Origin of the sequence: Homoserinibacter sp. YIM 151385 (genome assembly GCF_027912415.1) — a bacterium.
GTDB lineage: Bacteria > Actinomycetota > Actinomycetes > Actinomycetales > Microbacteriaceae > Schumannella.
Window position 1 is genome coordinate 889,109 of sequence record NZ_CP115175.1, and the last position, 13,475, is coordinate 902,583.

10 protein-coding genes and 1 riboswitch are annotated in these 13,475 nt (G+C 67.7%); of the genes, 1 reads left to right on the plus strand and 9 read right to left on the minus strand.

The features are described from left to right. Positions 1–15: 15 nt before the first annotated feature. Entirely contained in the window at positions 16–798 is a 783-nt protein-coding gene (locus OF852_RS04300) for an SDR family NAD(P)-dependent oxidoreductase (protein ID WP_271120573.1), read from the minus strand. A 131-nt stretch (positions 799–929) separates the two neighbouring features. Here OF852_RS04300 and OF852_RS04305 point away from each other — a divergent pair, with 131 nt between their 5' ends. Further along, complete coding sequence (locus OF852_RS04305; RefSeq protein ID WP_271120574.1) at positions 930–1,508, plus strand: TetR/AcrR family transcriptional regulator; 579 nt, start codon at positions 930–932, stop codon at positions 1,506–1,508. Between the two features lie 171 nt (positions 1,509–1,679). On the opposite strand, the gene OF852_RS04310 is transcribed toward OF852_RS04305, so the two are convergent. The 8 genes from OF852_RS04310 to OF852_RS04345 form a co-directional block, all read right to left on the minus strand. Then, positions 1,680–3,200, minus strand: coding sequence for a bifunctional hydroxymethylpyrimidine kinase/phosphomethylpyrimidine kinase (locus OF852_RS04310; protein ID WP_271120575.1), 1,521 nt, complete (start codon positions 3,198–3,200; stop codon positions 1,680–1,682). Continuing rightward, the gene (gene thiE, locus OF852_RS04315) at positions 3,197–3,850 is read right to left on the minus strand and encodes a thiamine phosphate synthase (protein ID WP_271120576.1); all 654 of its coding nucleotides are present in this window, start codon (positions 3,848–3,850) and stop codon (positions 3,197–3,199) included. Before thiE ends, OF852_RS04310 begins: the two co-directional genes overlap by 4 nt. Then, positions 3,847–4,656: a hydroxyethylthiazole kinase gene (gene thiM / locus OF852_RS04320; RefSeq protein ID WP_271120577.1), complete on the minus strand. Its 810-nt coding sequence runs from the start codon at positions 4,654–4,656 to the stop codon at positions 3,847–3,849. Before thiM ends, thiE begins: the two co-directional genes overlap by 4 nt. Beyond that, positions 4,648–4,739, minus strand: a riboswitch (TPP riboswitch). It overlaps the preceding gene by 9 nt. Positions 4,740–4,868: 129 nt before the next feature. Then, positions 4,869–6,197, minus strand: a complete 1,329-nt coding sequence (locus tag OF852_RS04325) for a S8 family peptidase (RefSeq protein ID WP_271120578.1) — start codon at positions 6,195–6,197, stop codon at positions 4,869–4,871. Between the two features lie 806 nt (positions 6,198–7,003). Then, on the minus strand, positions 7,004–8,077 hold the full coding sequence (locus OF852_RS04330; RefSeq protein WP_271120579.1) for a patatin-like phospholipase family protein: 1,074 nt from the start codon (positions 8,075–8,077) through the stop codon (positions 7,004–7,006). Then, complete coding sequence (locus OF852_RS04335) at positions 8,074–10,548, minus strand: ThiF family adenylyltransferase (protein ID WP_271120580.1); 2,475 nt, start codon at positions 10,546–10,548, stop codon at positions 8,074–8,076. The genes OF852_RS04330 and OF852_RS04335 overlap by 4 nt, the downstream gene beginning before the upstream one ends. Next, positions 10,545–11,861: a hypothetical protein gene (locus OF852_RS04340; RefSeq protein ID WP_271120581.1), complete on the minus strand. Its 1,317-nt coding sequence runs from the start codon at positions 11,859–11,861 to the stop codon at positions 10,545–10,547. Before OF852_RS04340 ends, OF852_RS04335 begins: the two co-directional genes overlap by 4 nt. A gap of 126 nt (positions 11,862–11,987) precedes the next feature. After that, entirely contained in the window at positions 11,988–13,457 is a 1,470-nt protein-coding gene (locus OF852_RS04345) for a hypothetical protein (protein WP_271120582.1), read from the minus strand. Between the last annotated feature and the right edge of the window lie 18 nt (positions 13,458–13,475).

Consider the following 13,475-nt stretch of genomic DNA (forward strand, 5'->3'; position numbering starts at 1 on the left):
CCGCCGACCGCGGGCTCAGGAATCGGCGGGTCGGATCTCCGCAGCACGCAGCACCGTGCGCACGGGCAGCACACCGACCAGTCGCTTCGTCCAGCGGTTCCGAGTGCCGGAGATGACGCTGACCGGCGGATTCTTGCGCTGGAGCGCATCCAGCGCGGTGGTGACGACCTGATCCGGCGTCTGGAACCGCACCCCCTTCTCTGTGGTCCCCGAGGTGCTGTAGAACGCTGTGGCCGTCGGCCCCGGGGAAACGGCCATGACGGTCACACCCGAGGCACGAACCTCGTGGGCCAGCGCTTCGGTGAAGTGCACGACGAATGATTTCGCGGCCGCATAGACCGCCATGCCCGGAACCGGCATGTATCCCGTCATGCTCCCCACGTTGATCAGCGCGCCCACACCGGATGCGATGAGCTGGGGAAGGAACGCGTGCGAGATCTCGACGGTCGCATCGATGTTGACCCGCAGCTGCCGCCGGAGCTGCTCCTCGGTGGAATCGCCGAAGACGCGCGTCACGCCGACGCCCGCGCAGTTGACCACTGTGTCGACCCGCAACCCCACCCCGGCAAGCTGTTCGGCCAGCCGGTAGCCGGCACGCTCCTGGGACAGGTCGAAGGGGACGACGTGCACCCGCCGCCCGGTCTCCGCTCTGATGCGCTCCGCGAGTGAGTCCAGCTCCTCGAGCCTGCGGGCCACGGCGACGATATCCGCCCCGCGCCGAGCGAGACGCCCGGCGAACTCCGCGCCGATCCCCGAGCTCGCCCCTGTCACCAGCGCCGTCGTCGCCTCGTACCGCATCCCGTCCCCTCACTCGTCAGGGCGGCCATCGACAGACAGCCGCACGCCCCTCATGTGAGAGGTTCACACATGAGCGTAGACGGCCGATGTGAGAGACTGCAACATCGGGCGCTGAAGGAGGCACCTCACCCATGTCTGAGCGTGGTTACCACCATGGCGATCTGCGCAACGCCCTGCTTGCGGCGACCGCGGAGCTCGTGCGCGAGCGCGGGGCCCGCGGATTCAGCGTGTCGGAGGCCGCCCGACGCGTCGGCGTATCGACCTCCGCCCCCTATCGGCACTTCGCCGACCGTGACGCCATGCTCGCTGCGGCCGCACTGACCGCGTTCAGACAACTGGAGGACCGCTTCGGCAGCCTCGCCATGCCTCCGACGTTCGCCGACGCGGCCTCGCTGATCGCCACGGAGTATCTCGGTTTCGCCCGTGAGGACCCCGCGCGGTTCGAGGTGATGTTCGCCCACGGGATCGAGAAGACCCGGCATCAGGATCTCCTGCAACAGACCCTCCGAGTGCAGGAGCAGTTCGAGGCCGCGTTGAGCGCGCACCTGCCATCGGCGGAGACGACGCGACGCGCCGCCGAGCTCTGGTCGCTCGCACACGGCATCGCCGCCCTGGCCATCGGCGGCAATGTGCAGCACATGCTCCCCGACACGCAGATCGCCGACCTCGCAGACTCCACGGCCAGGGCCTGGGCGCGCGGCGCGATCTGACCGACCCGCAGTGTGATCCATGGTCCGGCGCCCGCGGTCCGAGCAGATCGCCTCGTCACGCCGACGACCGGGTTTCCGTCGGCGACCAGCAGCGAGATCAGGCGAGCGACCACGATCGCTCGCCAGCGCACACGACGATGCCCGTCTCCTCGAGCACCTCGCGAGCACCGCCTACGGCGACATCGGTCCTTCCTCGCTCGGCGCGGGTCGCGGGGAGGTCGGGACGGCGAAGAAGGCGTGCTCGTGAGCGGCCGAGGCGCGGAACGCCTCGCGCATCTCGGCTCGTCTCGCCTCGTCCACGGTCGCGGCGAGACGCGCGACGACGTCGACCGCGCGCCGAGTGGAGGCCTCGAATGCCGGGTCGGCGTAGGTGTCGAGCCAGGACCGGTAGGGATGCCGGGAGTGAGCGCGCGGGTGGAGGCGGGTTCCGACGTCCTGGTAGAGCCAGAAGCACGGCAGCACCGCGGCGATCAGCACCGGGTAGTCGCCGCGGGCGGCGCACGCGAGCAGATGGTTCAGGTAGGCGGTCGTGGTCTCGCTCGGCCGCGCCGCCTCGATCGCGTCGGCGGCGAGCCAGCTCTCGTGCAGCTGCAGCTCGGCCGCGATGGCGCCCTGCGCGGATCCGGCCCAGAACGCCTGCTCGTCGGTCGTGGGCGCGAGACGGCTGGCCTCGGCGAGCACGCGCGAGTAGTCGCGGAGGTAGAGCGCGTCCTGCGCGAGATACCAGAGGAACGAGTCCCGGTCGAGGGTGCCGTCGCCCAGCCCCGTCACGAACGGCAGCTCGTCGATCCCGTCCCGGATCTCGCGGATGTGCTCCCACCATTCGGCTTCGACCTCTGCGGGCGTGGGGCGGGTCTCGGTGCCGCCACGTTCCCACAGCCCCGCGAAGTGACTGATCGGCCCGTGGCCTGAACCGACCTGCAGGTCCGCGCCGTGGCGGATGCTCTCCGTGAGCCACCGCTTGGACTCCACCACCGCGCCGGCCCAGTCGGCCGTGCGTGCGAAGCGGGTGGCGAGGGCGGAGGACAGCGAGCACCCGGTGCCGTGCGTGCTGCTCGTGTCGATGCGGACACCGGGGAACTCGATGATCTCGACGGTGTCGCCGCGCGCGTCGACGAGGGCGTCGGGCAGCGCCGTCCCGTCGAGGTGGCCGCCTTTCGCGAGGACGCGCACCTCGTACCGTGCGGAGACCCGTCCCGCCTGCGCCACGACCGCCGCCCAGTCGGTCGCGGTGGGCTCGCCCGCGAGGATGCCCAGTTCCGGGATGTTCGGGGTGAGCAGGTCGGTGCGGGAGACCAGCTCGCGCAGCGCCTGTTCCGCATCCCGATCAAGGAGGCGGTCGCGGCTGGTCGCGACCATCACCGGATCGAGCACGACCACCGGCGGGCGGACACGGTCGAGCCAGTCCCCCACAGCGTCGATCACGCCGACGGTGGCGAGCATGCCGATCTTGACCGCGTCGATCTCCACGTCATCCGAGACCGCATCGAGCTGCTCGGTCAGGAACTCGACCGGCGGCACGTGCACGGAGCGGACGCCGTGCGTGTTCTGCGCGACCAGGGCCGTGATCACCGCCATGCCGTAGCCGCCGTTCGCGGCGATGCTCTTCAGATCCGCCTGGATGCCGGCGCCGCCCGTCGGGTCGGTGCCCGCGATGCTCAGCACGCGCGGCACCTGCCGAGCCACGGTCACGATGCCGTCTCCCAGGCCTCGCGCAGGCCGCGCGCGGCGCCCCGTGGATCGGGGGCGGAGCAGATCGCGGAGACGACCGCGGCACCGGCCGCGCCGGCCGCGCGCATCGCCGGCAGATCGGCCCTCGTGACGCCCCCGATCCCGACCGCGGGCAGCGCGCTCGCCGCCACCCGCCGGGCGAACCGGTCGAGGCCGAGCGGCTCGGGCGCATCCTCCTTCGTCGTCGTGGCGTGCACGGCCCCGATGCCGACGTAATCGACCCGGGCGGGGCTCGCTGCGGCGAGACGGAGCTGCTCCGGCGTCGACGCGCTCAGCCCGAGGACCGCATGCGGGCCGACCAGCTCGCGCACCGCCTCGACCGGCAGATCGGACTGGCCGACGTGAACGCCCGCGACCCGGGCCCCGGCGGCGCGCGCGGCGAGGAACACGTCCACCCGGTCGTTCACCAGCAGTGCGACCTCCGACGGGAGGGCGTCGGCGATGCGCAGCACCGTCTCCAGGAACACACACGCTGGGGCGTCCTTCTCCCGCAGCTGCACGACCGTCACGCCGCCCTCCGCCGCCTCGCGGACGAGACCGAGCAGATCGTGGCCGGCCGCAGCCGCACGGCGCGAGTCCGTCACGAGGTACAGCGACAGATCGATGCTCACGACAGCGCCGCCCTGCTGCGCACGGTGCCGGCGTCGACGGCGGCGAGCGCGTCGAGGAACGCCGCCTGGAAGCTCCCCGGCCCGGAGGCGCGCTCGGCGGCGAGCTCCGCCGCGACCGTGTAGACGGTGATCGCGGCGACCGTCGTGGCGAACCGGTCGGCGTCCACCGCGGCGAACGCGGCCATCACCGCGCCGAGCGCGCACCCGCCTCCGGTGATCCGCGTCAGCAGCGCGTCGCCGTTGGCGATCCTGACCAGATCCCGTCCGTCGGTGACGACATCCACCGGGCCGGAGACCGCGACGACTCCCCCGGTGCGCTCGGCCAGCGACCGCGCGGCCGGTACGGCGGCGTCCACGCCGTCGGAGGCGTCCACGCCGCGTCCCCCGGCGCCGGAGCCGGCCACGGCGATGATCTCCGACGCGTTCCCTCGCACGACGGTCGGGCGCAGATCCCGCAGGGTATGACCCAGCGGCGTCCGCACCGGGAGGGAGCCGACCGCGACCGGGTCGAGCACCCACGGCGTTCCCGCGTCGTTCGCGGCCGCCACCGCCTCGAGCATCGCCTCCCGCTGCTCCGCCGTCGGCGTCCCGAGGTTCAGGAGGAGACCGGACGCGACCCGGGCGAACGGGCCGGCCTCCGCCGGGATGTCGACCATCGCGGCCGATGCGCCGAGGGCGAGGAGCGCGTTGGCGGTGACGTTCACCACCACGCTGTTGGTGATGCATTGGACGAGTGGCGCGCCGGCGCGCACCCCGTCCAGTGCGGAGCAGGTGAAATCGAGCAGGTCTTCTGGCGTGCGCGTCATGCGCGACATCCCTTCGCTAGTACGAACTAGATCAGGTTCGACGGGTGTGATCTCAGCCCCGCGGGGCACCCCGTGTCACGTGGTTATGCCTCCACGCTACCCCGTGACGAGCGCGCGCTCCCGCGCAGCTGCCCGAGTGGGGGCCTGCGACGATCCGAGCAGGAGCGTCAGGACGCGTCGCCCGGCCGGTGTTCGAGGTGGGAGGCCTCGCGCTACCTCCGGCGACGCCGTGCCAGGAGGATGACGACGACGACCACCCCGAGGACGGCCGCTGCCGCGAGCAGGCCGAGGATCACGAAGATGCCCGCCGGGAGGGGGCTCTCCTCGCCCGCCCCCTCCTGCGTCGCCTGGGCCGATCCGTCGCCGTCGAGGGGATAGTCCCAGGTGCCGTCGGTGAAGATGCCGTCCTCGAAGTCCTGCAGGAGCGGCCAGGTCCCCGGTTCGTCGCGCAGCAGCGGGTTCTCGTCGACGAAGGTCGTCGGATCGGTCGCCATCATGGTGCGGGGGCTGACGAATCCGTACCCGTTCTCATCCGTCCGGACGAGATCAGGGTTGCCGCCGTCTGCTCCCCGCACGAGCGCCTGGATCAGCTGGTCGCCGGTCGCCTCGGGGTAGGCCGATTTGAGCAGCGCGAGCAGGCCGCCGGTGTAGGCCGTCGCAGGCGAGTTGGAGGCCGCCCAGTAGAATCGCTCGCTCCACGCTCCGGTGCCCCGCTCATACGTGACGTAGCCGGTTCCCGGAGCGATCACCGTGATCCACGGAGCGATGACGGGATCGTCACGCTGACCGTCCTGTGTCGCGTTCTCGACCGAGACGACACCGTTGAACTGATCGATCCGGATACTGCTGGAACTCGATTCGAGCGCCAGCTCGCTGATGTTGCTGTTCCCCGCCACCACGACGATGCCCGAGTTCATCGCCTGGATCAGGGCCGTCACGGCCTGCGAACCGTAGGAGCGTGAGATGCCGGTGACGATGAGGTCGACGTCACGATCGATGGCGTCGAGGATCGAGTCCCGGAGCAGCTCGGTGCTCTTCTCGCACGTGAAGTCCTCTTCGACCGTGGGGGTCATCGGGTCCTCCGACGCCACGTCGTAGGAGACGATCGTCGCGTCCGGAACGATCCCGGGCACACCGGGCTGACCGTCGACCGGTTCGCCGTTGCCCACCAGCACCGCGGCCAGCTGGGTCCCATGCGTCGCCTCCACGTCGTCGTGCAGACCGCTCACCGTCCCCTCGCCGTCCGGGCAGGAGAACTCGGTCCCCACGATGTCGGCGCCGCGCAGCGCAGGAGCGTCCGGGTTCACACCCGAGTCGAGCAGCGCGATGCTCACGCCCTCGCCGGTGGCCGTCTCGTGGAGCTCGGAGATGCCCGTGTCCTCGAAGTACCACAGCTCGTCGTCGTCCGAGCCCAGGGACGGCTCGGCGTGCGCGAGCGACGGCGCGACCACCAGGGCCGTGGCCACCGTCGCCGTCAGGAGGGCACGAACCCCTCGACGCCCGCCGACCGCGGTGAGAATCCGTGTGCGGCCGTGACTCATCGACGCTCCCTTGGCTTTCCTGTCTGATGCTCAGGACTCATCCTACGGAGGATCCGTGTGCCGTCCCGCCTCGGCTCTCGCCTTCGGATCGCGGCAGTCCGTCGCAGGACGAGCGTGTCGCGGATGCCAGATCGAAGACACCTCGTACTCGCAAACGATCCGTGTGAGGGACAGCCCGAATGCCAGGACCCCCGGTCGACCTGCCAATGAGTTCCGCAACACGCCCCAGCCGCGAATCGCCGTCACTCCGGAATCAGGGCACGAGCATGCTGGATCGACCCGCGGATCGACCGGCGCGCGGGCTCGTCTTAGCCGGCGCAGGGAGCCGTCGAGGCGCTGCAGCGACCTACTGAACATCGGCCTCGACCGCCGCATCACCCTCGCGGACGACTCGGTCACCATCGGAGATCGGTGGACGTACGTGGCGCTCGGCCTCGACGAGCGAGAAGACCATCGCACCGCTCGTTCGCGTGCTCGGCAGCTGCCGATTCGATCGCGGATCTCCGGCGCGAGCTGGCCCTCACCGCACCGCTGATCGCTATCACGAGCGCCGGACGGGAGACAGCATCTCATCAGGACGTTTCCGTCGGGCTGACAGGACTTGAACCTGCGCCCCCTTGACCCCCAGGTGCCGGAATCGACGGCTCTACCGCCTCTGACCTCGGGTTTTGTGCTTCATCCGGTTGCTCTCGGCATCTCGTTTTGCAGCGTTTGCAGGCTGTTGGTCACTTGATTGGTCCACTTCGGCCAGTCACCCTCCATTCCGCTTCTGGCGGGATCGCCACCGCGAGGAGTCTGCACGTGCATCATGCGCCGAGGGCGGGTGTGTAGGCGTTGATCAGTGAGCGTGTCAGTTGCTCACCGCGAATGACGATCGCATCCAGATCGCTCTTGGTCATCGCCGCGAAGTTCGTGGGATAAGCGTGCACCGTGCCTCGTGGGATCAGGTCGGCCATAGGGGTTGGGAGCCGGTCGTCATGCATGCCGAGGTAGACATGAAGAAATCCCTTGATCTCCGCTGCCTCTCCAATCGAGTGAATTCGGCTTCGCGCAGCGTCCTGCGACTTCGTGTGAGTGATGTCGAAGCTCTGCGCGAGTCGTCCAGTAAGGAAGCGAGCTGGGGTTTGTTCACCGCGACCTCGACCAGCATCGACTGCGATGATGTAGTCGAGGTCGTAGACATGAGGGCTGTAGCGGGTAGACCGACCGGGCAGCAGGGGCGCGAGGCCCAGGTTGTCGTAAACACCGCCGTCGGTCATCGCCAGCTCTTCGTGGTGGCGCGTGCCATCGGTTCGTTGAAACACGTATCGCCGATGCAAGACGGGTAGCAGGACGGGGAAGGCTGCTGAGGCTGCGACGGCATCGGCCACGGGCACCTCATCAACGATCCGCCCGTAGGGGGAAGAGGCGCTGAGGGCGCTGCCGAACCTGACGGCGTTACCGGTTCTCATGTCGGTCGCAGAGATGACAGTGTCCAGGCCGGCGTGCCTGACCTCGGTCATCTTCTGGGCGCCGAAGGGGCGCGAGGCCAGTGCCTCAACCAGCGCGTCCGTACGGGAGTACGAGCGACCTTGCCGAGTGCCGAGAGCACGCATTGTGCTCAGTGTTGCTCGACAGGCGGCGCGTGGAGTAAAAGCGCGGCGCGCCAGTTCGGCTTGTAGGCCCCTTCGGAGCAGAGCGGTGACGGTGTCGTCGAACTCATCGAATCGCTGAGGTCCGTACGCCCACATTGCGGTCAGGAGGCTGCCGCCGCTGATGCCTGACACGACATTGACCTTGTCGAGCACGTCGCGGTCATGGAGGGCTCGGAGAGCACCGAGGCCGAATGCTGTGGCGCGGAACCCTCCCCCGGAGAGGGCAAGACCGATCTTCGTAGTCATCGGTCACCACCTGGAGCTTCTTGCTCCTCTTCGTCAGAAGTTCTCTGGCTCGGGTAGGCGTAGCCGCCGGGGAACCACGCACCCGGCGAGATGAGATGAAGTGCCGTCGGCGTCTCAGGTCGGGTTGTGGTCGCGCGGCTCACCACGCGCACGTAGAGATCCGGCGGTGTTCCTGTCTCCAACCAGCTCCGCCAGGTGCTTCCCCTGCCACCAAGAATCAGCATGACGGCTCTGCGCCCAGTGCCGTCGGGCGACACGATGTCGGCCATACCGTCCTCGTCGGTGGGGCTCGGGGCGGCGAGTCCGTGCGGATGGGTGTGCCACATCCCGACGAATCCGATCCGATCGACGGTCGCGGTGCGGATGCTCGTGACGATGTCCTGGGTGCCCTCGATGCCGTGGTCGAAGTACGCGGCTGAAAGGTGGCTGTCGGGCGATGGGCCGGTAGCGGCATCGATGTAGACGGTCTGGGTGGCTTCGTCGAGGCTGCCCAGGATCATCCCACCGGTCTCGACTCGCGTCCCTCGTACTCGTAGTCCTCGCCGTGCCTCGGTGCGCATCTCGGCAAGCGCCCGTTCGCTGATGCGGACTTCATAATCGCCGGTGTGGTCCGTGAGTGTGATGTCGTTCTGCCAGATCAGCGGCACGGGGCAGATGCCTGATGCTGTGGGTGCAAGATCAGAGCCGATCGCGGACATCGGTGCTGTGTTCGCGTCGGCAACGGCGGCGAGGGCGGCGGAGAACAGCGCGGATGCAAGCGACGTGACTTCGCTTGCTGCGCCGGTGAAGGTTGGTGCTGAGCAGCCTGGCTCTGGGAAGAACCGATCAGTGCGCGGCGGGTTCGGGAACAGGTCTTCTGCGATGGCGCTCCAGCCCGCGGGCGGGTTAGTGACGGTGTCGATGGCAACGCGCCGCAGAATGTCGTGGCCACTTCCGGTGGCGCCCGGCATCGATACCGTGGCGACGCCGCGCTGCGCGGTGTGTCCGAACAGCGCGCTGATCGTCGGTGGCCATTGTCCGCGTGTAGCTGCACGTGCTCGTTCGATCCCGACCCGCACTCCCACGTCGGCCGTCGCGTCGATGATGAGATCGTACTGGAGCAGAGTTTCAGGGGTCGAGAGCGTGCCAGTCACGATATTGTCCCGCGCGCTCGTGACCGAGAGGTCCCGGCGGATACGAGCCAGCCTCTGCGCCAATCGTTCGGCCTTGTTGTAGCCGATGTCCGCGTCGTCGTACGGCTGCCTGACCAGGATTCCGGGTGTGACAACGCCCTTGTCGACGACGTGCAGTTGCGCCGCTCCGGCGCGTACGCAGTGTTCAGCGATCGGTGCCCCGAGTGCTCCGCAGCCCAAGATCAACACCTTGCGCCCAGCGAGCCACTGGGCGGGCGATCCGGAGTCGCGGCGACGTGTCACCTCCGATCGGGCCTCGTGAATGACCATCCACTGAATCTTGGCGAGACCTAGCCAGGTGTCTGCCAGGTCTCGCACCCGTTGGGTGAGTTCGACGTGTTCCGGGCTGACGTCTTGGAGCAGATCGGTGATCTGCTCACCAAGGTCGTCCAGGTGCCAGGCCGTGATGTGGGCCAGTGGCTGCCCGGGTTCGAGCCTGCGCGCGGGAGTGCCGAGCAACATCATGGCGGGTGCGGCGCCGTCTCCGTCGAGTGCGACACCAACTGCTTTGTTGATGGTGCGAGCGCTCACGAGGGCCCTGAGCAGTTCATCGCGGCTGTACCCGTAAGTGTCGAGAGCCGCGGCGAGGGCTTCCGCTGTGCCGGGGTACTCCATGTCGAGGGTGTCGCTAATCAAGACCAGCGGAGCGACGAAGAGCGCAGTGCCGCGGTCGTCGCGCGCTGGCAGTTCGTCAGCCACGAACCGTTCGTATATTTGCTGGCCAGTCAGCCACTCCAGGACATCGATCCGTTCGCCGTACTGTGCGCACCAGGCGTACAGAAGGCGCACTCGCGCAGAGTCGGGTTCCGCTTCCGCCCAAGGAACCAGGTCGCCCAAGTCGGGGCGAACGACTACCCAGCCGTTCTTGTACGAGCTGTACGCGACCGGCGGATGCAGCGGCTGGCCGGCCGGATCGAGTTCGCCGGCCGCGGCACGCTGCAGCCACAGGTTGAGTCGCGCGATCAGACCGCGCATCCCGTCCGCAGGATTCCACTCGACGGAAGGAGCCGCATACAGACACAGGACGCGCCCCCACTGCACATGTGGCGTCCCCGCCCAGCGGCGGTGCGTGACATAGACGTCCGGGTGCAGATACGGAAAGGACGAGCCGACCACGATCTCGAATCGTTCGCGGGCGCGCACGCGGATGCCCGGCTCACTCGTCACGATCCCGGACGTATCGAGCGAGATAGTGAAGGTGGTTAGGCCCTTCTCATCATTCTCGACCTCCAGTAACTGAATCGCACCACCGCTGACTTCGGCGAGGTCGGAAAGTTGCCGGTGGGCCAGCTCGCTCAACGACCGAACCCGACCGGCGTCTCCGGGGCGCTGTTGCCACCTCGGTCGGCAGCAACCGCCGCGTCAACACGCTCCGGGCCGGCACCCGAAGGCGCAGCGCTGGCTGTAGCGGCTGGAATTGCGTTCCCGACAGCGACAGCGGCTGCTGTGATGGCAGCGAACCTGCGACCAGTCGCAGAAGCTGCGAGCTCGACCTTGGCCTCGGTCGCCGCGCGGCTGACGAGGTCGCCCCGAATGACCCGTGCGCCAGCCGCGTCGACACCGAACACGACCGGAGACGGCGCTGCCTCATCGACCCACGACATAGTGCAGATGACCTCGTCCGCGATCTCTGCGTACCGGTCTGCCGCCATCCTATGCGGCGGGTTGTGTCCGTCCACGTCCACGTCGGGAAACACGGCGCTGCTGCAGACGACGGCTCCGTTCGGGCGGGCGTTGCGCTCGAACGCGTTGAGCACATCCATCTGGAGCTGTTCGTTGCCGTCAAGATCCTTCTTGTACATCACGCGCTTGGAGCAGTGGTGAGGTGCCAGAAGCAGATCCCAAGAAAGATACTGCTCACGGTTGTAGTACTCGCTGTAGTTGAAGATCTTCATGATCGTGTCGTGAGCCAAGTCGCCGAACAGCAGCACTTTGCCGTCAATACCCGTCTCGTCCGTCAAGGTGACCTGCATGGACAAGGATGTCTCGTTCCGCGCCGCCGCCGCATCGTCCTTGAACGGCGCATGGATGAATGCCTCAAACACGCCCGCACGCTCGTGCCCGTCAAGCACGGTCAACGACTGGCCCGGCCACGCCAGGTACGCATCCGGCAGCTCGTCATAGGCGTGGGAGCTGTGTTCGTCGTCGTAGCCGATAACACGGATATGATCACCACTTGCAGGGACACCTCCAGCGTTCACGGCATCCATCGTTGCCGCGATGCGCCGCTCTGACTCCTCCCGGAACGCAATCGCGTCGTTGCACAGTTCCGGCGCGTCCGGATCGTTGTACTCACGCCACAGCCGAGGGGTCGACCACAACTCGCCGATCCTGACGCGCTCCAGCAAGTCCGCGAAGCCCAGGCAATGGTCTTTATCAACGTGCGTCAGCGCGAAGGTCGCCAAGTACGGCAGACCGTCCACCACCGGCAACGCGTCAACGAGCCGGTCAACCACCGCAACCTCCGGCGTGGCCTCGTCATTTGCCTTCGCCATGTCGTGCAGATCGACCTGCAGCACGACAAGATCGTCGATGACTACAGTCGTGCTGTCGCCGGTCCCAACCGGCCAGAACACCACACCACGGGCTGGAAGCCCCTCAGACTGGTACATGTGCTGCCTCTCCGCCGGAGTTCGTCGGGCCCGACTCCAGGCTTGTGATGAGGCTAGCCGCGGGCACCGACATCATGACTGCGGCGGCAGAGCGAACCACGACCCAAGGTGCGGGAATGGGTCGTCTCAGTCGAGATTGAAGAAGTCGCGGATCAGGTTCGTAAGATGAGTCGGCTCGGCGATCGTCACCTGGACGGCGCCGGTGAACAGTTGGTTGTAGCCTCGGGCGGTCGCTGTCCAGGTGCCTTGTATCTGCTCGGGCGCCTCACCGCGGATGAGAAGAACCGCCTCACCGTCCTCTGTTTGGAAGGTTGCCTCCGGGCGGAGGTCTCCGACGACAACTTCAACATCGACCGAGCCGGTCGTCTTCCAGGAAGCGTCGGGTGGCACGTATGGACGGGGCGCGTAGGGCTGGGATGCGATCGACGTCGCGAGGCTGGCGGAATAGCCGGCGTGGAGACCGAGGTCTCGTTTCCAAGGCCCCCATTTGCGAGGTGGAGGGGGCAACTTGAGGTCTTGCCAGTCGGGTCCGTCTCCGTAGCCTTGGCGTTCTTCGGCTTCAACGGCGCCGTCGAGGTGCAGCTTCACTTCTACGTCGTGCAGGAACGTCTGGGTCTTGTTGACGACGGTTACCTCGTTCGCGGGCAGGGCGTGGACGGCGAACAGTTCGACAGCTTCTGCCCATGCGGCGCGGAACTGTTCCTCCCAGGCATCGATCTCGGCGCGGTACTCATCCTCCGAGCGCTTCTCCGGCTCTTCCGTGGCGGTGAAGGCAGCAAAGCGGCTCGCGGCCGACGTCTGGTCGGCGAGGAGGCGCGAGAGAGCTGACGAGGCTCCCATGGCCGCGCGAAAGCCGTCGGATGACCCCATCGCGAATCCTGTGGCTGGCGACTGCTTGGGTTCCGGTTTCGGGAGCGCAGCGAGGAGGCGTTGGCGCGCGTTGGTGATGAGGTCGTCGACGGTCTGCTCGTCGATGATGAGGGGAACGACGGTGCCAACGACCGCGACATCGAGTTCGACGGGGGCTGGCGGGCGTGAGGCTCCGCGTGCCATCAGCAGATCGAGTTCATCGGCGTTTGCCTCGCGGGTCTCACCGTCGCCCCGGTAGTAGATGCGCCCGCTTTGGAGTCCTTCGCCGTTGGATCGGCAGATGAACGGTGGCTGACCTACCTGCGGTGGGTCGACAAGGATGACCAAGACCTGGTTCGTCGAGCCTTCCACCGGGACGCGCACGACGTCCCAGTGAGGGCCGGCCGCGCCGAGGAACGGCTGAATCACCTGGGACAGTGCGAGCATCTCGATCGGCGGTATGCCTTCGATGCCCTGCTTGGCAATGCCGACGATCATCACGCCGTAGCCCTCGAAGGCCTCAGCGGCGCGATCGGGCAACCGGTTCGCGGCGCCGAGGATGAACTTCGCCACCTTGGCCTTGTCCACTTTCGTCGCGAGGTCGGGCGGCCCCTTCAGTTCGAGGTAGTGACGTTCTGCGAGATCGCCGGTGTCTGCGACGGCAGCAACGAGCTGGGCGGCAGCCAGCTCGCCGCGCGGCGCCCGAGTGAGGTCGATGGCGGCGGCCTGGTCTTCGTTCGCGCTCATACGGCCTCGATTCTGCGT

Coding starts and splice junctions, on each gene's coding strand:
- OF852_RS04300 (WP_271120573.1), bottom strand. CDS start 798: ATGCGGTACGAGGCGACGACGGCGCTGGTGACAGGGGCGAGCTCGGGG.
- OF852_RS04305 (WP_271120574.1), top strand. CDS start 930: ATGTCTGAGCGTGGTTACCACCATGGCGATCTGCGCAACGCCCTGCTT.
- thiM (WP_271120577.1), bottom strand. CDS start 4,656: ATGACGCGCACGCCAGAAGACCTGCTCGATTTCACCTGCTCCGCACTG.
- OF852_RS04325 (WP_271120578.1), bottom strand. CDS start 6,197: ATGAGTCACGGCCGCACACGGATTCTCACCGCGGTCGGCGGGCGTCGA.
- OF852_RS04330 (WP_271120579.1), bottom strand. CDS start 8,077: ATGACTACGAAGATCGGTCTTGCCCTCTCCGGGGGAGGGTTCCGCGCC.
- OF852_RS04340 (WP_271120581.1), bottom strand. CDS start 11,861: ATGTACCAGTCTGAGGGGCTTCCAGCCCGTGGTGTGGTGTTCTGGCCG.
- OF852_RS04345 (WP_271120582.1), bottom strand. CDS start 13,457: ATGAGCGCGAACGAAGACCAGGCCGCCGCCATCGACCTCACTCGGGCG.